This is a genomic window from Mycobacteroides immunogenum (genome assembly GCF_001605725.1).
Lineage (GTDB): Bacteria > Actinomycetota > Actinomycetes > Mycobacteriales > Mycobacteriaceae > Mycobacterium > Mycobacterium immunogenum.
In genome coordinates this window covers 1,345,031-1,366,407 of the sequence record NZ_CP011530.1, presented here as the reverse complement: position 1 = coordinate 1,366,407, position 21,377 = coordinate 1,345,031, and the positions used below count along the sequence as shown (strand labels likewise).

23 protein-coding genes are annotated in these 21,377 nt (G+C 64.9%); 12 read left to right on the top strand and 11 right to left on the bottom strand.

What is annotated here, in order from left to right; genetic code table 11:
* Nucleotides 1-4 precede the first annotated feature (4 nt).
* Nucleotides 5-403 carry a VOC family protein gene (locus ABG82_RS06820; protein ID WP_043077295.1) on the bottom strand — a complete coding sequence of 133 codons (399 nt, stop codon included), beginning with the start codon at nucleotides 401-403 and terminating at the stop codon, nucleotides 5-7.
* Nucleotides 404-739: 336 nt separating this feature from the next.
* On the opposite strand from ABG82_RS06820, the gene ABG82_RS06815 reads away from it, so the two are divergent.
* Nucleotides 740-2,449, top strand: a complete 1,710-nt coding sequence (locus ABG82_RS06815) for an ATP-dependent nuclease (RefSeq protein ID WP_043077296.1) — start codon at nucleotides 740-742, stop codon at nucleotides 2,447-2,449.
* Nucleotides 2,450-2,611: 162 nt separating this feature from the next.
* Here the strand turns inward: ABG82_RS06815 and ABG82_RS06810 are convergent, their stop codons facing one another.
* Entirely contained in the window at nucleotides 2,612-3,433 is an 822-nt protein-coding gene (locus ABG82_RS06810) for a hypothetical protein (protein ID WP_043077297.1), read from the bottom strand.
* 5 nt (nucleotides 3,434-3,438) lie between these two features.
* Nucleotides 3,439-4,512, bottom strand: coding sequence for a redox-regulated ATPase YchF (ychF, locus tag ABG82_RS06805; protein ID WP_043077298.1), 1,074 nt, complete (start codon nucleotides 4,510-4,512; stop codon nucleotides 3,439-3,441).
* Nucleotides 4,513-4,515: 3 nt separating this feature from the next.
* Here ychF and ABG82_RS06800 point away from each other — a divergent pair, with 3 nt between their 5' ends.
* Nucleotides 4,516-4,902 (top strand): DUF488 domain-containing protein, encoded by a 387-nt coding sequence (locus ABG82_RS06800; RefSeq protein WP_043077299.1) that lies wholly within the window; start codon nucleotides 4,516-4,518, stop codon nucleotides 4,900-4,902.
* Here the strand turns inward: ABG82_RS06800 and ABG82_RS06795 are convergent.
* From ABG82_RS06795 to ABG82_RS06775, 5 genes are all read right to left on the bottom strand, one after another.
* Nucleotides 4,892-5,191: a hypothetical protein gene (locus tag ABG82_RS06795; protein WP_043077300.1), complete on the bottom strand. Its 300-nt coding sequence runs from the start codon at nucleotides 5,189-5,191 to the stop codon at nucleotides 4,892-4,894. The two genes, ABG82_RS06800 and ABG82_RS06795, sit on opposite strands and share 11 nt — an antisense overlap.
* A gap of 66 nt (nucleotides 5,192-5,257) precedes the next feature.
* On the bottom strand, nucleotides 5,258-5,590 hold the full coding sequence (locus ABG82_RS06790) for a hypothetical protein (RefSeq protein WP_043077301.1): 333 nt from the start codon (nucleotides 5,588-5,590) through the stop codon (nucleotides 5,258-5,260).
* 117 nt (nucleotides 5,591-5,707) lie between these two features.
* Nucleotides 5,708-5,932 carry a PspC domain-containing protein gene (locus tag ABG82_RS06785; protein WP_043077302.1) on the bottom strand — a complete coding sequence of 75 codons (225 nt, stop codon included), beginning with the start codon at nucleotides 5,930-5,932 and terminating at the stop codon, nucleotides 5,708-5,710.
* 34 nt (nucleotides 5,933-5,966) lie between these two features.
* Complete coding sequence (locus tag ABG82_RS06780; protein WP_234707999.1) at nucleotides 5,967-6,248, bottom strand: hypothetical protein; 282 nt, start codon at nucleotides 6,246-6,248, stop codon at nucleotides 5,967-5,969.
* A gap of 66 nt (nucleotides 6,249-6,314) precedes the next feature.
* Nucleotides 6,315-7,553, bottom strand: coding sequence for an ISL3 family transposase (locus ABG82_RS06775; RefSeq protein WP_043080596.1), 1,239 nt, complete (start codon nucleotides 7,551-7,553; stop codon nucleotides 6,315-6,317).
* Between the two features lie 255 nt (nucleotides 7,554-7,808).
* On the opposite strand from ABG82_RS06775, the gene ABG82_RS06770 reads away from it, so the two are divergent.
* The 3 genes from ABG82_RS06770 to ABG82_RS06760 all read left to right on the top strand — a co-directional run bounded on the left by ABG82_RS06770 (nucleotide 7,809) and on the right by ABG82_RS06760 (nucleotide 11,256).
* Nucleotides 7,809-10,073, top strand: a complete 2,265-nt coding sequence (locus tag ABG82_RS06770) for a carbon starvation CstA family protein (RefSeq protein ID WP_043079395.1) — start codon at nucleotides 7,809-7,811, stop codon at nucleotides 10,071-10,073.
* Nucleotides 10,070-10,249 (top strand): YbdD/YjiX family protein, encoded by a 180-nt coding sequence (locus tag ABG82_RS06765; RefSeq protein ID WP_043079396.1) that lies wholly within the window; start codon nucleotides 10,070-10,072, stop codon nucleotides 10,247-10,249. The genes ABG82_RS06770 and ABG82_RS06765 overlap by 4 nt, the downstream gene beginning before the upstream one ends.
* Nucleotides 10,250-10,311: 62 nt before the next feature.
* A complete protein-coding gene (locus ABG82_RS06760) occupies nucleotides 10,312-11,256 on the top strand; it encodes a DUF6542 domain-containing protein (protein ID WP_179948710.1) in 945 nt (314 codons plus the stop codon).
* 6 nt (nucleotides 11,257-11,262) lie between these two features.
* Here ABG82_RS06760 and ABG82_RS06755 read toward each other — a convergent pair whose 3' ends face one another.
* A complete protein-coding gene (locus tag ABG82_RS06755) occupies nucleotides 11,263-12,261 on the bottom strand; it encodes a 4-hydroxy-3-methylbut-2-enyl diphosphate reductase (protein ID WP_043079398.1) in 999 nt (332 codons plus the stop codon).
* Nucleotides 12,262-12,321: 60 nt separating this feature from the next.
* Here ABG82_RS06755 and ABG82_RS06750 point away from each other — a divergent pair, with 60 nt between their 5' ends.
* From ABG82_RS06750 to ABG82_RS06735, 4 genes are read left to right on the top strand one after another with little or no spacing between them, the layout of a single operon-like run.
* Complete coding sequence (locus ABG82_RS06750; RefSeq protein ID WP_043079399.1) at nucleotides 12,322-12,987, top strand: lipid droplet-associated protein; 666 nt, start codon at nucleotides 12,322-12,324, stop codon at nucleotides 12,985-12,987.
* Nucleotides 12,980-14,212, top strand: a complete 1,233-nt coding sequence (xseA, locus tag ABG82_RS06745) for an exodeoxyribonuclease VII large subunit (RefSeq protein ID WP_043079400.1) — start codon at nucleotides 12,980-12,982, stop codon at nucleotides 14,210-14,212. The genes ABG82_RS06750 and xseA overlap by 8 nt, the downstream gene beginning before the upstream one ends.
* Nucleotides 14,209-14,418, top strand: a complete 210-nt coding sequence (locus ABG82_RS06740) for an exodeoxyribonuclease VII small subunit (RefSeq protein WP_043079401.1) — start codon at nucleotides 14,209-14,211, stop codon at nucleotides 14,416-14,418. Before xseA ends, ABG82_RS06740 begins: the two co-directional genes overlap by 4 nt.
* Entirely contained in the window at nucleotides 14,418-15,479 is a 1,062-nt protein-coding gene (locus ABG82_RS06735; protein ID WP_043079402.1) for an alanine racemase, read from the top strand. The genes ABG82_RS06740 and ABG82_RS06735 overlap by 1 nt, the downstream gene beginning before the upstream one ends.
* Before the next feature lie 77 nt (nucleotides 15,480-15,556).
* Here the strand turns inward: ABG82_RS06735 and ABG82_RS06730 are convergent, their stop codons facing one another.
* Nucleotides 15,557-16,129, bottom strand: coding sequence for a DUF4245 domain-containing protein (locus tag ABG82_RS06730; RefSeq protein ID WP_043079463.1), 573 nt, complete (start codon nucleotides 16,127-16,129; stop codon nucleotides 15,557-15,559).
* 95 nt (nucleotides 16,130-16,224) lie between these two features.
* Between ABG82_RS06730 and glpX the strand changes: the two genes are divergently transcribed.
* From glpX to ABG82_RS06715, 3 genes are read left to right on the top strand one after another with little or no spacing between them, the layout of a single operon-like run.
* Nucleotides 16,225-17,253 carry a class II fructose-bisphosphatase gene (gene glpX / locus ABG82_RS06725; protein WP_043079464.1) on the top strand — a complete coding sequence of 343 codons (1,029 nt, stop codon included), beginning with the start codon at nucleotides 16,225-16,227 and terminating at the stop codon, nucleotides 17,251-17,253.
* Nucleotides 17,254-17,286: 33 nt separating this feature from the next.
* Nucleotides 17,287-18,681 carry a class II fumarate hydratase gene (locus ABG82_RS06720; protein ID WP_078344000.1) on the top strand — a complete coding sequence of 465 codons (1,395 nt, stop codon included), beginning with the start codon at nucleotides 17,287-17,289 and terminating at the stop codon, nucleotides 18,679-18,681.
* 53 nt (nucleotides 18,682-18,734) lie between these two features.
* Nucleotides 18,735-19,079 (top strand): hypothetical protein, encoded by a 345-nt coding sequence (locus ABG82_RS06715; protein ID WP_234708074.1) that lies wholly within the window; start codon nucleotides 18,735-18,737, stop codon nucleotides 19,077-19,079.
* Here ABG82_RS06715 and ABG82_RS06710 read toward each other — a convergent pair.
* Nucleotides 19,076-21,373, bottom strand: coding sequence for a penicillin acylase family protein (locus ABG82_RS06710; RefSeq protein WP_264032196.1), 2,298 nt, complete (start codon nucleotides 21,371-21,373; stop codon nucleotides 19,076-19,078). The genes ABG82_RS06715 and ABG82_RS06710 overlap by 4 nt on opposite strands.
* Nucleotides 21,374-21,377: the final 4 nt, after the last annotated feature.

Below are 21,377 nucleotides of genomic sequence, written 5' to 3'. Positions count from 1 at the left end.
CAGGTCATACGCCGAACTTAGCGCGCGCTCCATCCGTAACCGGCGTGAACAGGTTGACGAGATTCCCGTCGGGGTCCCGGAACAACAACGCACGGTTACCCCACGGCATTGTCGTTGGCTCGGTCACCACCTCGGAGAGCTGCGCGCGAAGCCGCTCATACTCGGCATCCACATCGCCCACGATGAACTCCAGAATGGCTGAGCGGTTGGCCGCAGGCTCGGCAGATCCCTGCCCGAACAGCGGCACAGTCTTATCGCTGCCGATGGCCAGCGTGCCGACCGAAGTCGGGATCTCGGCGAAGAGTTCGTTCCCCCAGACAGCCGCCGTCTCGGTCACCATCTCGTAGAACGTGACCAATCGACGGACGTCGGCTGTGATGATTCGTGTCGAAACAAATCTCATAAGGAGACCTCCTGAGTGTGCCGCCGATGATCGGCAGACTGTGCGATGAGCCAGATGCTAGGTACGCACCCCGACAAGTCCTCGAGACTGCAACCATCTGGTCGAAAGGAAGGCCACCATGACCGACAAGGACCTGCGAGATCTGCTCGAAAACCATTGGGCAGCCTCCAATACAAACGCCTTCGAGGCCGAACATCGGGTCTACCGAGCCGACGCGGTTCTCGAATACCCCCAGTCAGGTTGCCCTCGGACTTCCTCACCTCGTCGATTGCGGCAAGTCGGCAAACGAACAGGGCTAATCGGCTAGAGTGCCCGGCGACAACGCAAGGGGGCCGTATGAAGATTTCGGGCATTGCCATTCAGAAGTACCGTTCGATCAAACGTTCGCCGCGCCTGGACCTTGGGGACTTGACTGTTCTCATCGGCCCCAACAACGAGGGCAAGTCGAACGTCCTCCGCGCCTTGGCTGTCAGCATGCGGATAATACGAACCTACGGCTTCCCTTCTGGCAACGCCCGGGCGGCTCGAGCTGCGACCCGCCCGCTGCCTCGCAGTCTCTACGACTGGTCCGATGACTTCCCTAAGGATCTCCAGGAGAAAACGCCCGACGGCAACTCGATCATCGACCTCTGGTTTGATTTAGATCCCGAGGAACAAACGCAGTTCTACGCCCGCGTCGGCTCGAAGCTGAAGACCGAGTTGCCGATCCGGTTGACGATTGGCGCGCGGACCGTCGAGTTCGCGGTTCGAAAGCAAGGCCCAGGTGCGGCGGCCTTGACGAGGAAAACTGGCCTTGTCGCCGAGTTCGTCGGCCGGTCGCTTCGTGTCGAGCACGTGGAATCCGTTCGGACGGCGGCTCGGGCCAAACGGGTCGTCGAAGACATGGTCGGACTCGAACTCTCTGGCCTGCAGGGTGACGATGGGTTCTCCACCGCGCTTGCGACGCTGGTGGACGCGGTGAAGCCCGTCGCGGAACGACTGTCCGCAGACCTCGCCGCCACGTTGAAGGCATTCCTGCCTGACGTTAAGGGCGTTGAGGTCGCACTCGGGACTGATCGCATCATCTCAGCGCTGTCGTCGCAGGTTCAGATCACCGTCGACGACGGGGTGTCTACCGAGTTGCAACACAAAGGCGATGGTGTTCAGAGCCTCGCCGCGCTTGCACTGATCCGGAAGGCTGCGGAAGTCAGGCGAGGTGCGTTGGTTCTTGCGATCGAGGAACCAGAGGCGCACCTCCACCCCCGGGCGATTCATCAATTGCGTGACGTACTCTCGGAAATTGCCGTCAGTCAGCAGGTTGTTCTGACAACCCATAGCGGTGCTCTCGTCGACCGGCGGAACCTCAGCAACAACATACTGGTCCGAGCAAACCGAGCAACGCCGGCCAGTTCCCTTGAAGAAATCCGAAATGCACTGGGTGTCCGGGTCGGGGACAACATGAGTAACGCGGATCTCGTACTGGTCGTCGAAGGCGGATGTGATTCGAAGGCCCTTGTCTCGTTGCTAGCACATATGTCCGTAGATCTCGCGAACGCGCTGACGGGAGGTGCTCTCGCCGTTGAATCGCTCGGAGGCGCCTCGAACTTGTCTGCAAGGCTGGATGCACTCACGAATGTGCTTTCCCAGGTACATGTCCTGCTAGACAACGACGATGCAGGTCGCCAAGCGGCTCAGAAAGCTCGCAGCCTCGGGCTGTTATCGGTAGCCGAGGAGAACTTCGCCACCGTGCCCGGAATGAGGAACTCTGAGTTTGAGGATGTTCTCGATCCGGCGTGCTACACGCCTGCCATACTTCGAAGCTTCGGAGTGGATCTGAACGTCAAGGAGTTCAAACACAGCCGGGCCACATGGTCGAATCGCGTTGGAAGCACGTTCACCTCTCAGGGCAAGGCTTGGAACGACTGCACCAAGACCTCGGTAAAGACAATGGTCGCGATGGAGGTCGCGCAGAATCCAGGCATTGCACTTCACCCGACGCGCTCGACCAGTATCAATGCGCTCGCGCAGAGCCTCGAACGCCGACTCGCTAACAGTGGACAGCCGTAGCGAAACATCGGTCGTTCGAGTCGCGTCTCGCCTGAGCACGAATACGTCACCGCCGTTCGGCCCGAAGCGCCCTGCCTGCCGCTCGTTCGGGCGGTCGATGTTACTCCCGCACACGTAGTTCGGCCCAGGCCCGAATCTCAATACCTCGGTCAGGTCCGATTTCTACACGTTGAACCCGAACTCAACCGGGTAGGCCCCCAACTCATTGCGATAGTCATGATCGAGCCCGAGGCGCTCCTGCCATTCGTCCACGAACCGTGCTGCCGCATCACAAGCCCAGTTCGCGCATCCAGCACCGAGAACCTTGTTCGGAAAGAGGGGCGGACCAACGGGTTGCTGATTCTCGCCAGCCCGCTGCATCACTCCAATGAAAACTTTTTGAAGATCAACTGTGTTCGGACTCTCGGAGTTGTAATGAATTAGGTAATTTCGCAACTGAATCAACATAGCTATGTCCTGAAGTGGGGCGCACCCTGGAGCGAAAGTCCGCTTGCCTCCGCATAGTAAGGCGAGCTGGTACTTGTGAATGACGGAAATTCGATCACTCGGAACGGCGCCGCCTTTCCACAACTCGCGCATCTGCTCACGCGCCGTGTCCGACAGGCCACGAGTACGCGGTGTCCCATGTGGCTTTTCGGCAACATCCGAGAAAAGCTCGTTGACGAACCCCTCAAGAAACATCACTGCCGACACAACTGCGTTGATCGCGTCAGCCCTGTGTCCCGGGTCTAGTCTCGGCGTAGCCTCTGCTACTAGTGCAGCCTCGCGTTCCGAGCACATTTGCGCGGACCTTTGCGCCGACCATAATGAATGCACGGCCATATAGACACGAGCGAATGCACTCTTGGCGCCTCCGTTGAACGACACCGCGTCCCAGCCAAGCAGGTACACCTCGATCTCCGCGCTCAGTGTCCCTACTGCTCCGGCGGCGGCCACGCTGCTACCTGCAAGATCGGCGGTTTCTTCCGGCTCCAAGCTAGCCATTGGACCTACACATTGAAGCGGAACTCCACCACGTCCCCGTCGACCATGACGTATTCCTTACCTTCCATCCGGACCTTCCCGGCGGCCTTGGCCGCGGCCATCGAGCCAGCCTCGATGAGGTCCTCGTAGGACACCACCTCGGCCTTGATGAAGCCCTTCTCGAAGTCGGTGTGAATGACGCCGGCCGCCTTGGGCGCGGTATCGCCCTGATGAATCGTCCACGCGCGCGCCTCTTTTGGCCCGGCGGTCAGATAGGTCTGCAGCTTGAGGGTGTGAAAACCGGCATGCGCCAAGGCATCCAGGCCGCGCTCGGTCTGCCCGATCGACTCCAGCAGCTCGGCAGCCGACTCTTCGTCCAGCTCCTGCAACTCCGACTCGATCTTCGCGTCCAGGAACACCGCATCGGCGGGGGCCACCAACGCACGCAGCTGCGCCACCCGGGCCTCGTCCCCCAGCACCGACTCGTCGGCGTTGAACACATACAGGAACGGTTTGGTGGTCATCAGGTTCAGCTCGCGCACCGACGACCAGTCCTTACCCGTCGAGAACAGCGTCTTGCCGCCATCGAGCACCTCTTGCGCGGCCTTGGCGGCATCAAGAAGCGGCTGGCGTTCCTTCTTGGTCTTGGCTTCCTTCTCCAGCCGCGGCACCGCCTTCTCCAGCGTCTGCATGTCGGCGAGAATCAGCTCGGTCTCGATCACCTCGATATCGGCCGCCGGGTCTACCCGCCCATCGACGTGCACCACGTCGTCATCAGCGAACACCCGCACCACCTGACAGATGGCATCGCATTCGCGGATGTTGGCCAGGAACTTGTTCCCCAGCCCAGCCCCCTCGGAGGCACCCTTGACGATTCCGGCGATATCCACGAACGTCACCGTCGCGGGCAGTGTCCGCGCCGAGCCGAACACCTCGGCCAGCTTGTCCAGGCGCGGGTCCGGCAACGGCACCACGCCCTCGTTCGGCTCGATGGTCGCAAACGGGTAGTTGGCCGCCAACACGTTATTGCGGGTCAACGCGTTGAACAGCGTCGACTTTCCGACGTTCGGCAGACCAACGATTCCCAAGTTCAGGCTCACGAGATGGAGAGTCTACGGACCGCGGCGGATAAGAATGGCGAGGTGACCTTTTCCACCAAGCGGATCTACGAGACTCCCGACCCCTCAGACGGCTACCGCGTCCTGGTCGACAGGCTCTGGCCGCGCGGCGTCAGCAAGGCCGCCGCGCAGGTCGACCTCTGGTTCAAGGACATCGCACCAAGCCCCGATCTGCGGGTCCGCTGGCATCACGCGCCCGCTGAAGACTGGGGCGTCTACGCCGAGGAGTATCGCGCCGAACTGTCCGCCAACCCCGCGGTGGACACCGCCCATGACCTCGAACGCGAGCACGGCACCGTCACGCTGCTTTACGCCGCCAAGGACCCGGAGCACAATCACGCGATCGTGCTGCTGGACGTCCTCAGCACGTGATATCGACGTTGACGACGCGGTGCTGCAGCAGAATGCCGCCCCACGCCACTCCGGGCGTATTGACCACCGTTCCCGGGTTGAGGAACCTGCCCGGGCGCACAGCCGTCGCGGTGCAGTCGGCCATGGGACCACTGCCCACGCGGTTGACGACCACGATGTTCCCGCGGGCCTCTAAGTCCGCGATGACATCGGCGGCACTCTCGCCGTCCTCCGGTCCGGCAAGCGCCGGCGGCGCCGCCAGCAGTGCCCCCGCAACAACGAGAGCGGAAATCGCACAACGAGAAAACATGGATGCTCCTGTGTAGAACCGCGTTATCGCGGCATGACTGACATGGGTCGGGACGCACCGACCACATCAGCACCTATGTACACAGCCCCCGAGCAACACCGCCCGACCAGAACGGCCAAAAACCCGTTGCAGCACAGGCGATCCCCGCGTCGCGGTAAGCAGCACGTAGCGCAGCACAAACGCCAGCACCAACAGCATCGCCCCCGCGAGCACCCCCCGGCACATCTTGGTGATCTGCACCACCTGCGCAAAGGCGTCGACCTGCGGCGCGTCCGACGGTGCCGCAGCGGCATTTTCCGGGCCGACACCGTGCACCACAGAGATCGGCCCTGGCTGGCCCACAACACTTCCGGGATTAACACCCACAAGGCAGAGCACTCCCACGACAAGCGTCAGCACGGTAACCCCTAGGGGGTAATCGTATCGACGCATGTCCGCAGACTAACCCATGATTCGCCCCCATGCCGAGTGTCATACACCCGCTGGTTACGAAGAATTAACGTACGACTCCCGGCGTCACTGCTCCCTCGGAATGAGCACCCACAACGCCAGGTAGGCCAATACCTGTGGGCCGGGCAGCAGAATCGACGCGACCGCAAGGACCCGGACGATCGTCACGTCCCACCCGAAGCGCTGCGCGAACGCCGCACACACCCCGCCGATCATCTTTCCGGTGCTGGGCCGACGCAGTGCAGAAGTAGTCATGAGTTCACCGTAATACGCTGAAACACCCTGCGGCATCGGGGAAATCCCTGATCTTTCCCCGAGCCACGGCTCAGCATTTCAAGTCCACGTAGTACGTTCCGTGGTCCAGGATCTTCGTCGGCGCGGTGTTGGAATCGGAACCGACGGGCCGCTCAAATCGATACACCGAGGGTCCTTGGCGAACCTGGGTCACCATGCAATCTTCCACGGGTAGGTTGCCCACCCGGTTGAGGATCACGTAATTGCCTTCCTCTTCAAGGGAAGTGATCAAGACCTCGGGGTCGCCGTAACCCTGCGGCCCCGCATGCGCGACGGCCGCCAGCGCCACTGCCGCAACCGGGAAAACCACCACGGCGGCGTCCAAAGCTGTTGCAAAACACGCTGATTTATGGCTCTATTGCCATGAATGTGGATGACCTCATGTGTGGTATGGGAGTTCGAGGGTCACCGGTCCGCAGACGAGCATGATCATGGCGAGCGCGTTCTCGGCGTTGTGGAAGCCGTAGGCCCTGCGGATGATCAACCGGACCTTGTTGTTGAGCCCTTCGTGGCGGCCGTTGGCCAGTCCGCGCTCCACCGCGGCTTGGATGCCATCGAGGTGTTTGTTGATGGTTCGGCCGACCTTGACGAACTGCGGGATCCGGCACCGCTGCGCCCATGAGCACCATTTCCCGAGCATGTCGGTGACGGTGTCGGCGTCAAGATCCCCGGCGAACACCGCCCGCAGCGATTCCTTCAGTTCGTAGGCGCGGACCAGTGCGCCGCCCTCGCGTTTGAGCTGGGCGAGGGTGGCTTTCTGTGTGTCGGTGAGGGATTCGGGGTTCTTCAGCAGCGCCCAGCGGGCTCCCTTGTAGGTTTTGGCGATCTGCTTGTCCGACAGTTTGCGCGCGGACTGCCATACCTGACGGCGAACGTCGTCGAGGGCGTCGGTGGCTAGTTTGACGACATGGAACGGATCGAAGCAGATCACCGCCTGCGGGGCATGTGCGCGAACGGATTTCGCGAATGCCGGCCCGAGGTCCATCGACACGGCCTCGATCTTCTTCGCGCCATCGGCGGGTAGGGCCGCGGTGAAGAACGCGTCGAGAGTGGCTGCCTTCTTGCCCGGCGCACCCCACACGATTGTGCCGGTGTCGTGGTCGGACACCAAAGTCAAATACTTGTGGTGCTTGCGCCAGGAGATCTCATCGACGCCGATGTCGACCAGCCCGGCCAGCCGGTCGGGGTCCAGTTTCTCGGCCACGACGCGCGAACACATCGCCCCGACGGTGCGCCACGTGACGCGGCAGAACGTCGACACCGTCTTCTTGTCACACTTGGCGGCCAGCCAGACCGCAAGGTCCTCGAAGTCGCGGGTGAACCCCGATCCCGGCCGCGCGAACGGCACTGACTCGGCCAGGACACCGTGCTCGGGGCAGCGCAACCGACGTCGCCGCAGTTTGAGCACACATACCCGCCCACTGAGGTCCAGGTGCCGCCACGCCGAATCCACCATCCGTGTGTCGTAGCGGTGCCGGGTACGGAAATCGCAATGCGGACAGGACATCACCCGCTGTTGCGGGCGCACCCACACCGTCACCTTGTCGCCGCACTCGACGTCGCGGACCGTGGTCTTCGGCAGGTCGAGGACACGGTTGAGTAAAGTGGTCGCGCGCACGGGCAAGCTCCTTGGTACGAGGTGTAGGAGCTTTCGAACCTATGAGCTACCCGTGCGCCCAGACCACTCCGCCACGCGAGACATAGCACACCCCACCCGACCCACATTCATGGCAATAGAGCCTGATTTATTCACGTCTCGACGCTATGAATCAAGATCACCAGACGCATCAGGGATGGCCCCGATCTTTCCCTGATCTTGAACACGCCCACAACTCTGAACAGGGCCTGGCGACGGCCACATAAGGTGGCTCGCATGGCCTCAGACGCGCCGCAAGTCCTAACTCCCCCGCCCCACGTCGAGCTGCTGCGGACCGATCCTGACCTTCCACCCGTCGGCGTGATCGACAACCGGGCACCGTCCCCCACCGCTCGGGTGGTGCTGCTGCTGGTGGCGCTGCTCGGCGCTTTCGCCTGGACGATGATCGCGCTACTGCGCGGCGAACACGTCAACGCGGTCTGGTTCGTCGTCGCGGCCATCTGCACCTACCTGATCGCCTACCGCTTCTACGCCAAGCTGATTGAACGCAAGCTGGTTCGGCCGCGCGATGACCGCGCCACTCCCGCCGAGGCGCTGGACAATGGCAAGGACTTCATCCCCACCGACCGGCGGGTGCTCTTCGGACACCACTTTGCCGCCATCGCCGGGGCCGGTCCCCTGGTGGGACCGGTACTGGCCGCGCAGATGGGCTATCTGCCCGGAATCATCTGGATCGTCGTGGGTGTGGTGCTGGCCGGGGCCGTGCAGGACTACCTGGTGCTGGTGGTCTCCACCCGCCGCGGCGGCCGCAGCCTCGGCCAGATGGCCCGCGACGAGATGGGCACCGTCGGCGGCGTCGCGGCGATGGTCGCGATCTTCGTCATCATGATCATCCTCATCGCGGTGCTCGGGCTAGTCGTCGTCAACGCCCTCGGCGAAAGTTCATGGGGCGTGTTCTCCATCGCGATGACCATCCCGATCGCGCTCTTCATGGGCGTGTACCTGCGTTACCTGCGGCCGGGCAAGGTCAGCGAGGTCACCGTCATCGGAGTGGCGCTCCTGCTCACCGCCATCATCTCCGGCCGCTGGGTTTCCGAATCGGGCTGGGGCGAAACATTGTTCAGCCTGGACAAGACCACCATCGCCTGGCTGATGATGTTCTACGGGTTCGCCGCCTCGGTGCTGCCGGTGTGGCTACTGCTCGCTCCCCGCGACTACCTGTCGACCTTCATGAAGGTCGGCACCATCGCGATGCTGGCAGTGGGGATCCTGATCGCGCGACCGGTCGCACAGCTTCCCGCGGTCAGCGAATTCGCGTTCAACAGCGCGGGACCGGCCTTCGCCGGATCGCTGTTCCCGTTCCTGTTCATCACCATCGCCTGCGGAGCGCTCTCCGGTTTCCATTCGCTGATCTCCTCGGGCACCACGCCCAAACTGCTGGAAAAGGAAAGCCAGGCCCGCTTCATCGGCTACGGCGGCATGCTCACCGAGTCGTTCGTGGCCGTGATGGCCCTGGTCACCGCGGCAATCCTCAACCAGCACTTGTACTTCGCCATCAACGCGCCCACCGCGGCCACCGGTGGCACCGCCGAAACCGCGGCCGCCTACGTCAACAGCCTGCCCCTGACCGGTCCGAACATCACCGGCGACCAGCTGACCCAAACCGCCCGCGACATCGGTGAAAGTTCCATCGTTTCGCGCACCGGCGGTGCCCCCACTCTCGCCATCGGCATCTCGCACGTCATGTCCGATGTGTTCGGCGGCAGTGGCTTCAAGGCCTTCTGGTACCACTTCGCGATCATGTTCGAGGCGCTGTTCATCCTCACCACGGTCGACGCCGGCACCCGGGTCGCGCGTTTCATGCTGTCCGACTCCCTGGGCAACCTCGGTGGTCCGCTGCGCCGCTTCAAGGACGCCTCCTGGCGGATCGGCGCCTGGGTCTGCTCGGCGATCGTCGTCGGCGGCTGGGGCTCGATCCTGCTCATGGGTGTCACCGATCCCCTCGGCGGCATCAACACCCTGTTCCCGTTGTTCGGCATCGCCAACCAGCTGCTGGCCGCCCTGGCCCTGACCGTGGTGACGACGATCGTCGTCAAACAGGGCCTCTACACATGGGCATGGATCCCGGCCCTCCCGCTGGGCTGGGACCTGATCGTCACCATGACGGCCTCCTGGCAGAAACTCTTCTCCGCGGACCCGGCCGTCGGCTACTGGAAGCAACACCAGATCTACGCGGCCGCCCGGGACGCGGGCCTGACGAGTTTCAAGACCGCCAAGACCCCCGAGGCCATGGACGCCGTGATTCGCAACACGTTTGTCCAAGGGACACTGTCGGCTGTCTTCGCCTCACTGGTGCTCATCGTCGTCGCGGCCGGAGCCTGGACGTGCGTGCGCGCGATCCGGTCCGGAGGTCTACCCACCAGTGAGGATTCGGCAGAGCCCTCAAGAATCTTCGCGCCCAGCGGCTTCCTGCCCACCGATGTGGAGAAGGACGTCGAAAAACAATGGTCAGCGCACCAACTCGCCGAGGCCCGGACATGAAGGCGATCAAAGGGCTGGTGTGGTGGTTCACCTCGGTCATGGGCGACCACGACTACCGGCGCTACGTGGAACATCTGCGGCGCCGCCACCCGGCCGCTCCGGTGCCCACCGAAGCGGAATTTTGGCGCGCGCGGTACGCCGACGCAGACGCCAATCCGTCGGCTCGCTGCTGCTGACACAACCGCGCTGACGGGCACCGTTACCGAACATCCGGCTCGGCACCGGTACCTTTCAACATGTGACAGGTCAACGCGCCCGCTCATCGGTGGAAGCCGATCACCGGTCGGCACATCCCGATATCCCGGGCGTGCCGTGGTGGGGTGCCATCCTGATAGCAGTTGCCGGAACCCTGCTCGGTTTCGCACTTGACGCGATGACCAATGGTGAGAAGCTGACCGGCGCATTCGCTGGCTGCTATGCGGCGGGATGCGTCGTGGCAGTCCTCGCGGTCCGCTACGCATCGATCTTCACCGCCGTCGTACAACCGCCGCTGATCCTCTTCGCGAGCATTCCGACGGCCTACCTGATCATGTCGCAGGCGCCCCTTGCCGGCGGAAAGTCGACGGCCATCACCATCGGATACCCCCTGATCGAACGATTCCCACTGATGATCAGCACCGCGCTGGGTGTGCTGATCATCGGAGTGGTGCGCTGGTACTGGGGAATCTTCAGCAGCAAGCCGGTTCGGGAGAAAGCAGCCAAACCCGCCAAACCGAAGGCCACCAAGGCGGCCAAACCGAGGGCATCCGCACGGACCCGGGTACAGACGCTGGCCGACACCGAAACCGACTCCACCAGCAAGGCCGGCGCAACGGCCACCCGCAGCCGACGCCCCCGGGCCGACGAAGCCGCCGCACGCACCCGACACGGACGGCACGAGTCCCCCGCACGGCGTCGCCCCATCCATGATTCCGAGCCCGTCGCGCGACGCACGTCGTCGCTGGGCACCCCATGGGAGGACGAGCGTCCGATGCGCACGGAACGCCGTCCCGCGCGCCGACTCCGCGACGAATACGAATATGACGAGTACGGCTATGAGGAGCGGCCGCGCTACCGGGAGCCGCGTGCCACCGAGGCCCCGCGCGAACCGCACCGGCCGGCCGTCAGATATCGGGACGAGCGTCCCCCGGTCCCGCCGCGGCGCCGCACGGACCGCTACGACGCCTGGGACTACGACCGCTAGCGCGAATTAGTGGCGTGCTGCCCGCAGTTCACGCGGCAGCGAGAACACCAGAGTTTCGTTGGCTGTCGTGACCGGCTGCACTTCGCCGTAGCCGTGCTCCGCGAGCCGCTCCAGCACGCCGCGCACCAGCACCTCCGGCACGGAAGCCCCCGAGGTGACACCGACCGTGGTCACGCCCTCAAGCCAGGCCGGATCGATGTCCTCGGCGTAGTCGACCAGGTACGACGCATTCGAACCCGCACCCAGCGCCACTTCCACCAACCGCACCGAGTTCGACGAGTTGCGCGAACCGACGACAATCACCAGCTCGCATTCGGGGGCCATCGCCTTGACCGCGACCTGACGGTTCTGGGTGGCGTAGCAGATGTCGTCGCTGGGCGGGTCCTGCAGCGTCGGGAAACGCTCGCGCAGGCGCTGCACAGTCTCCATGGTCTCGTCGACGCTCAGCGTCGTCTGAGACAGCCAGATGACCTTGTTCTCATCACGCACCGTGACGTTGTCCACCGCGTTGGGGCCGTCGACCAACTGCACGTGGTCGGGGGCCTCGCCGGCGGTACCGATCACTTCCTCATGGCCCTCGTGACCGATGAGCAGAATGTCGAAGTCGTCGCGCGCGAACCGCTTGGCTTCCTGGTGCACCTTGGTGACCAGCGGGCAGGTGGCGTCGATGGTCTTCAGATTGCGCGCCGCGGCATCCACGTGCACGGTCGGCGCCACTCCATGAGCGGAGAACACCACGATCGCGCCCTCGGGCACCTGATCGGTCTCGTCGACGAAGATCGCGCCCGCCTTGGCCAGCGTGTCCACCACATAGCGGTTGTGCACAATCTCGTGACGCACGTAGACGGGAGCACCATGTTTCTCCAGGGCGCGCTCCACCGTCTCGACGGCACGATCGACGCCCGCGCAGTAGCCGCGCGGCTCAGCCAGCAGCACGCGCTTGCTCGTCGCCGGGCCGACGACGGCGCTCACCATCCCCGGAGTGCCCATATCGACTGCAGCCATAGTCACCAGCTTACGGCCCAGTCTTTCGCTGCACGACCGACGTAAGGCAAGCTTGAACCTATGATTCGTCCCCCGTTCGGTGTCCGGTTGATTCTTGGGGTCGCCGCGACCGTTCTCGAAGAGACCCGCAAGCTGCCGCAGGCGGTGCTGACCTATCCGATGACGGCGGCCAGCCAGGCCGTGCAGAACTTCATGCGGTTCCAGCAGACGGTCACCGAACTGGCCATCAAGGGCGACGAGACCTGGGAAAACATCTTTCCCCCCACCGAAGAGCAACCGGAGTGGGCGACGTTCGACGAGGACCTCGACGAGCTCGACGCCGCCGAGCCCGATGAGACACAGGCCACCGCCGTCTACGAGGACGCCGCCGAGCGGATGACGCAAGGACGGTTTGCCCTGTACTCGTCGGAGCCGGCCGCGCCCGAAACCGAGACAGCACCGGCCGCCCAGCCCGAACCGGCCGCGCCGCGCAAGGCTCCGGCGAAGAAGGCCGCCGCCAAGAAAGCCCCCGCGCCCGCCGCTGCTTCCCCCGATTCGAACGCTCCCGACGTGGTCACCGAGCTCGGCTACCACGACCTGACACTGGCCCAGCTGCGGGCGCGGCTGCAGTCGCTGTCCGTGACCGAGCTCGAGGCGCTGCTGGCCTACGAAGACGCCCACAAGGCCCGGGCGCCGTACCAGACCTTGCTTGCGAACAGGATCACCCGCGCCGCTGCCCGTGGCTGATCCCGGAACCAGCCCCGAGAACCCCTGGCCGGTCCGGGCTGTCGCTACCCGTGTCGCCAAGTGGATCGATCGGCTGGGGCAGGTGTGGGTCGAAGGTCAGCTGACACAGATCGACATCCGCCCCGGCAGCAGAACGGTATTCATGGTGCTGCGTGACCCTGCCGCCGACATGTCGCTGACCGTGACGTGCCCGCCGGATATGGTGCGCAACGCCCCCGTGAAGCTCACCGAGGGCACTCAGGTGGTGGTGTGCGGCAAACCCACCTTCTACACGGGCCGTGGATCTTTCTCGTTGCGGCTCAGCGAGATTCGCGCCGTCGGCATCGGTGAACTGCTGGCCCGCATCGAACGGCTACGCCAGCTGCTGGCCGCCGAGGGACTGTTCGACGCGCGGCTGAAACGCCCCGTCCCGTTCCTGCCGTCGCGCATCGGTCTTATCACCGGCCGGGCCAGTGCCGCCGAACACGATGTGACCTCGGTGGCCGCCGCGCGTTGGCCCGCAGTGCAATTTGAGGTGCGCAACACTCCGGTGCAAGGCCCGCACGCGGTGGCGGAAATCGTCGCCGCGCTCAGAGAGCTCGATGCCGACCCCGCCGTGGACGTGATCGTGCTGGCCCGCGGCGGCGGCAGCGTGGAGGACCTGCTGCCGTTTTCCGATGAGACCTTGTGCCGCGAGATTTCGGCCTGCCGCACCCCGGTGGTAAGCGCCGTTGGCCACGAACCGGACAACCCGCTCTCCGATCTGGTGGCGGACCTGCGTGCGGCGACGCCCACCGACGCGGCCAAGAAGCTGGTGCCCGACGCCGCGGCCGAGCAGGCGTTGATCCTGGATCTGCGGCGGCGTTCGGCGCACGCACTGCGCAACTGGGTGCAGCGCGAAGAGCGCGGGCTGGATCAGGTGCGCAGCCGGCCGGTACTGGCCGATCCGCTGCGGATGGTGACCGTACGGCAGGACGAAATCGACGGCGCCCGAAGCGCTTTACGCCGCGATGTGCGGCGGCTCGTGGACATGGAGTCGCAACGGATCGAGCATCTGGCTGCCCGGCTGACCACGTTGGGCCCGGCAGCCACCCTGGCTCGCGGATACTCGGTGACGCAACGAGTGCGCGACGATGGCACCGTGGAGGTGCTGCGCACAGTGGCCGACGCACCCGCCGGGGCAACGCTACGAATAAGAGTTTCGGACGGCGCCGTGACCGCAACCGTGACAGGAGAGGATTCATGACGGAATCCGGGAAGCCCGTGGGCGAACTGGGATACGAAGAAGCGCGCGGCGAGTTGATCGAAGTTGTGCAGCAGCTCGAACAGGGCGGCCTGGATCTGGATACCTCACTGGCGCTTTGGGAACGCGGCGAGGCGCTGGCCAAGCGCTGCGAGGAACACCTCGCTGGGGCACGCAAGCGCATCGAAGACGCGCTGGATTCCGACTAGTGTCACTGGACGGGCTCGACACTCCTTTCCTGGCCGTCGATCTGGCGGTGATGGACCGCAATATCGAACGACTGGCCGGGCGCCTGCGCGGCACCGGCATCCAGCTGCGGCCACATGCCAAGAGCCACAAGTGCGTCGAGATCGCTCAGCGCCAGATCGACAGTGGTGCGATCGGCCTGACCGTCGCCACGATCGGCGAGGCTGAGGTCTTCGCCGAAGCGGGATTCACCGACCTCTTCATCGCCTACCCGCTGTGGGTCACCGCGCCGAAAGCACGGCGGCTACGCCAGGTCGCCACCCGCACGGCGTTGCGGTTGGCGGTGGATTCCGCCGTCGGTGCCCAGCAGCTGGCCGAGCACCTTGGCGATCTACCCTTTACCGTTGTCGTCGAGATCGATTCCGGACATCACCGCACCGGGGTCACCCCAGAAGAGGCCGGCGCGGTTGCGGCAGCAGCGCGAGCGGCCGGGCTGAACGTTGTGGGTGTCTTCACCTTCCCTGGCCACGGCTACACGCCCGGACAACGCGCCGAGGTCGCCGCGCAGGAATCGCGTGCACTCGACGCGGCTGCCAAAAGCCTGCACGCACAAGGGATCGAACCGTCGGTACGCAGCGGCGGCTCCACCCCCACCGTCGGCGCCGCAGACTCCACCGTGCTCACCGAGGTGCGGCCCGGCGTCTACCCCTTCAACGACGCGCAGCAGTTCGAGTTGGATGTCTGCACGCTCGATGACATCGCATTGTCCGCCATCACCACCGTCGTACACGCTCGCGGCCGGACCGCGATCGTGGACGCGGGCAGCAAGATCCTGGGCGCGGACCGCCCCGGATGGGCCACCGGTTTTGGGCGCGTGATCGACGCGCCGGACGCCCGCATCGTCGCGCTGTCCGAACATCATGCGACCGTCGAGTTCCCTGGCGCCGCACCATCTCCCGGCACCCGTCTACGCATCGCCCCGAATCACCTGTGCAACGCCGTCAATCTGGTCGACTCACTGGTGATCGACACAGCGGGCGGCCCATATCACTGGGCGGTGGCGGCACGGGGCGCCAACACGTAAGGCGGCATCGAGATCGACGTTTTGCAGCAAAATGCCGAGAAGAGCCCTGCATTTCGTCGATTTCGACGTGGCAGAACCTAGCGCGGCAGCGGCGTAGCGGTCTGCACCGCACGCGCGACGGTCCGGAAGGCCTCGGCATCCCCGGCCCCGGTGACACCTACCGTCACCGTGTTGCCCAGCCGGGTAACCCACAGTGGCTCGACACCTTCATCGCCCTCGTACGCCACCCAGCGCACGCCGTCGACATCCTCCGGCCCGCGCGGCACCAGCGAGGTGTTCACCTTCGGCACGAGTCTCTCCTCGGGCGCACCGCTTTGCAGGACCGCCATGTACGCACCCGACGGGCTCAGGTACCCGACCCTCGAGAGCGGTACTCCGTCAACGCTGTCGCGGCCACCGGAGTTGGCACGCCACCCCTCGGGCAGCGACGGTTCGCGGATCGGGAACGAGAACTGCCGGGCATCGGCCTGCAACGCGGCGTGCGCGTCATAGGAGGGCGGCGCACCGGCGGTCGGCCCGCTGGGCGTGAACGAGCACATGCCCAGCACCCCAGCCAGCACGATGCACACCAGCACGAGCGGCGCCATCGACCAGAACATGTCGCGGCCGTCCTGAAACAGGCGCGGCTTGGCCGGCCTGGGTGCGGGCACGGCAATGCGATCGTCGGGTTCTGGATCTCCGCTTGCATCTGCGCTGCCTGCCACGCCTCCCATACTCGCAGGCCCGCATGAAAGAATCACATCCCATGACCCCGTCGCGCAGAGAAGCCCCTGACCGCAACCTGGCGTTAGAGCTGGTCAGAGTGACCGAAGCGGGTGCCATGGCCGCGGGCCGCTGGGTCGGCCGCGGCGAGAAGGAAAAGGGCGACGGTGCCGCCGTCGATGCCATGCGTGAGCTGGTCAATTCCGTGTCCATGCGCGGCGTGGTGGTCATCGGCGAGGGCGAGAAGGACAACGCCCCGATGCTCTACAACGGCGAGGAAGTGGGCAACGGCGACGGCCCGGATTGCGATTTCGCGGTGGACCCGGTGGACGGCACCACGCTGATGAGCAAGGGCATGCCCAATGCCATCTCTGTGCTCGCTGTTTCCGAGCGTGGCGCCATGTTCGATCCGTCCGCCGTGTTCTACATGGAGAAGATCGCCGTCGGCCCCGACGCCGCCGATGTCATCGACATCAGCGCTCCCGTCTCGGAGAACATCAAGCGCGTCGCCAAGGTGCGCAACTGTTCTGTCTCCGACATCACAGTCTGCATCTTGGACCGGCCCCGTCACGGCGAACTGATCCAGAAGGTCCGCGAAACCGGCGCCCGCATCCGCCTCATCTCCGACGGCGACGTGGCCGGTGCCATCTCCACGGCCCGCCCCAACTCGGGCACCGACATGCTGCTGGGTATCGGCGGCACCCCCGAGGGCATCATCGCCGCGGCCGCCATGCGCTGCATGGGTGGTGCCATCCACGGCAAGCTTGCCCCGCGTGATGACGAGGAACGCCAGAAGGCCATCGACGCCGGCTACGACCTCGATCAGATCCTCACCACCGAAGACCTGGTTTCCGGCGAGAACGTGTTCTTCTGCGCGACCGGCGTCACCGATGGTGATCTGCTGCAGGGTGTCCGGTACTTCGGCGGCGGGTGCACCACGCAGTCGATCGTGATGCGCTCCAAGTCCGGCACCGTCCGGATGATCGAGGCCTACCACCGCCTCACCAAACTCCGCGAATACTCCGCGGTCGACTTCACCGGCGACGACGGCGCCACTCATCCTCTCCCCTGATCACTCCATCATCGACGACGAGAAGGAAGACCATTGTCTGAACAGCAGTACCGCATCGAGCACGACACCATGGGCGAGGTCCGGGTACCCGTGGAAGCACTGTGGCGCGCGCAGACTCAGCGCGCGGTCGAGAATTTCCCCATCTCGGGACGCGGCCTGGAGCGCACCCAGATCCGCGCCCTCGGGCTCCTGAAGGGCGCCTGCGCACAGGTCAACAAGGACCTGGGCCTGCTGGCTCCGGAGAAGGCCGACGCGATTATCGCAGCGGCACAAGAGATTGCCGACGGCAAGCACGACGATCAGTTCCCCATTGACGTCTTCCAGACCGGCTCGGGCACCAGCTCGAACATGAACGCCAACGAGGTCATCGCCTCGATCGCCGCGAACAACGGCGTGACAGTGCACCCGAACGACGACGTGAACATGTCGCAGTCGTCCAACGACACCTTCCCGACGGCCACCCACCTGGCCGCGACGGAAGCCGCTGCACGCGACCTGATCCCGGCGCTGGAGTACCTGCACCAGGCGCTGGCCACCAAGGCCAAGGCCTGGAAGACCGTGGTGAAGTCCGGCCGCACCCACCTGATGGACGCGGTGCCGGTGACCCTGGGCCAGGAGTTCGGCGGCTACGCCCGCCAGATCGAGGCCGGCGTCGAGCGCGTCAAGGCGACACTGCCCCGCCTGGGCGAGCTGCCGATCGGTGGCACCGCGGTGGGCACCGGCCTGAACGCCCCCGACGGCTTCGGCGCGAAAGTTGTTGAGGTGCTCAAGCAGTCGACGGGCCTGTCGGAGCTGAAGACGGCCACCGACTCGTTCGAGGCGCAGGCCGCCCGCGACGGGCTGGTCGAGGCGTCCGGTGCGCTGAAGACCATCGCGGCGTCGCTGACCAAGATCGCCAATGACATTCGCTGGATGGGATCCGGCCCGCTGACCGGCCTGGGCGAGATCCAGCTTCCCGACCTGCAGCCCGGCAGCTCGATCATGCCCGGCAAGGTGAACCCGGTGCTGCCCGAGGCCGTGACCCAGGTCGCGGCGCAGGTCATCGGCAACGACGCGGCGATCACCGTGGGTGGCCTGTCCGGCGCCTTCGAGCTCAACGTGTACATCCCGGTCATGGCGCGCAACCTGCTGGAGTCGTTCACGCTGCTGGCCAACGTGTCTCGTCTCTTCGTCGACAAGTGCGTCGACGGCCTGGTCGCCAACGAGGAGCACCTGAAGACGCTGGCGGAGTCCTCGCCGTCGATCGTCACCCCGCTGAACTCGGCCATCGGTTACGAGGAAGCGGCGGCGGTCGCGAAGGAAGCCCTCAAGCAGCGCAAGACCATCCGTCAGACGGTCATCGATCGCGGCCTCATCGGCGACAAGCTGAGCGTCGAGGAGCTGGACAAGCGCCTGGACGTACTCGCCATGGCGAAGGTGAAAGATTAATTAAGGCTCGGTTCGTCCGTCTGGTCCTCGTCATCGCCGGTATCTACCAGGCGGTGACGGGGACCTGGGCGATTGTGGCCCCTGAATCGTTCTTCGAGACGCTCGGCGCGTTCGGTGTGCGAAATGACCACTACCTGTTCGACTTCGGGTCCTTCGCGATCCCGGTAGGGCTGGCGCTGCTGGCGGCGGTCGCGTGGCAGTCGTGGCGAGTACCCGCGCTGGCCATCGCCACCGGCCATTGGGTGCTGCACACCGTGAGCCACCTGGTGGACACCAACCATCACCAGGGTCAGACGTTGGGGTGGCTCGAAGGCATCGGCCTGTTGGTGACGGCAGCGCTCCTGGCGCTGGCCCTCTGGTTCGCCGCCGCCGAGGAGTCCGGCCCCCGCACGTCCTAACGCGGCCGCGACACCGTCACCGTAGACACCGCCTCCTTGGCGACGTCGTCGGCGGTGAAGGCCAAGGGGCGCAGCTGTTCGGCGCTGAAGGCCTGAGCTCCCGTGTAATAGGCCGGATTTCTTGGATCATCCGGATTTCCGTAAACCAGAACGCCTTTGGCATCCGGCCCGTCGGGTCCGTATTGCAGCGCCATGATGAAGCTATCCCCCTCCTGGACGGGGTAACCATTGAGCACGCCCGGGGCATCCGGGATGGCGCGCAGCTCGGTGCCCGGCTCCAGACGCTCGCCCGGATCTGGTTGCGGCTCGGAAGTTGTTCCCCAGGAGCAGCAGTCCACGATGTTGGCAGCACCTTCGATATCGGTACCGCCGCCGACGGGCAGCAGCCGGCCGGTGTGGAATTCACGTTGCACACTGCCCAGCGGTGCGTCCACCGGGATGCCCGCCCGCTGCAGCAGTCGCACCGCGGCGGCCAGCTCAGCGAGCCACGGCTTGACATCGGTGGCCGGAACCGAAGGCGAGCCAACGGGATTGGCAGGGTTGAAGCCATCAGCGAAGAGCCTGCCACGATCCTTGCGTTCTGCCGAGGTGAACCGGGACAGCCATTCGCGGAACACGACGGCCCCGCGTGCGGTCTTGGTGAACCTGCCGTCCCAGCCAGCCAGCGCCGCGCAGGCCGGCGCCAGATCCACTCCGTCGACAACCTTGGTGATCGTGCAGGCCCGGACCAGCGGCACCCGCAGCTGGTCAGCGAGGATCGCGCGGTCGCTGAACAACGCGGCGCTCACATCGTCGACGGACCACTTGCCAGGGTTCTCGGCGAGCAGGCGTGCGTTTGTTTTGGTCCGGGGCGAGAGGATCCATTTCTCCCCGCCCTGCTGCGGCTGGTAGCCGGTGAGCAGCTGATCTGGATTGGCAAGCCACATACTGTCATTGGCGTTGAAGACGTAGTCGCGCCGCTCCAGCTGCGGCATATGTTCATATCCGATGAGTCCGGGTGCCGCGGCGTCCTCGTCGTCGGCCCAGTCGAACAATGACCGGGATCCGTTGAGCACCACCATGCCCGCGGAGCGGAACGCATCGCCGATCAGTCCGGGTTTCTGGCGGTCAGCAGCCCAGGCGGCCAGGGCTTCTTTGGACAGGTTCGGGGTCGCCGAGCTGTCGACGATCCAGGCACGCCCGTCCGCACTCGTCGAGACGGTGTTCATCCAGGGCACTCCCCGATTCAGCCGGAACACGTCCTGGAATTCATCCATAGACCGTGCGGTGGCCATACCCAGATACTGGGACAGCGTGCTGTTGGTCGCGGCGTTGGCGTCGGCCATCGCGACGGCCTGCGTGGATGTCCAGCCCACGGTGTCGGCGTCAACCACCGGGCCGTGCTTGGTGGAGTAGAGAGTCCGGCTGATCGGCGAAATCCCGTGCTCGCCGGCAACTTCAATGGTGATCGGGTCGGGTGTCATCACCTGGCGGCGGCCATCGACGTAGTACGCGGTGGGATCTGCCGGATCCAGGTCGTAGCGGTACAGCGCGAAGCGGCGCCCGGCTGCCACCGTCGCGGTCCAGGCCACCGCATCGGTGAAACCGAGCTGCACCAGCGGCATTCCCGAGAGCCCGACGCCGTAGACGTTCAGCTGCCCCGGGATGCTCTGGTGCGCTTCCCAGAGCCGATTCTCCCCCGTCCACGGGTAATGCGGGTTGGCCAACAGCAGACCACCACCGGTGGAGGAACGTTCCGAGCCCAGGGCCCACCCGTTGCTTCCCATCCGCGGCGGCGCGGGCAGCGCACCCGGATGCGGTGTCGAGGTGCCCGACGGTGGTTGTGCCCTGCCGATTTCGGTGATCATGGCGACGCTGGACACCGTCATCACGACATCGGAGAAATGTGCATAGAGGTCCTGGGCGGTGATCGGACGGACCCAACCGGCACCATCACACCAGCCGCCGTTGACGCCGTTGACCGCTAGTGACTCGTTGAACCCGGCAACGTATCCGTCAACCATCTCGCGCACTCTGACCGGCTGGTCGGCCCAGCGCTTCGGCGCGTTCTCCCACAGCTTCAGGTGCCGGTAACCGAAGTCCATATCGACGTTCCGGTTGCCGACTCCCGGCCCCAACCACTTGCTACGTTCCCCACGCACCTTGACGATCTGATCGATCAGCGTGCAGGCCCGATCCTCGCTGAACGCATATCCGGTGCCGTAGCCCAGTGAGCCCCAATCATCGGCACTCACATGCGGGACACCGCGCTCGTCGCGACTGATCGTCGCCGAATAATGTTGGCGGGCAGGCACTACG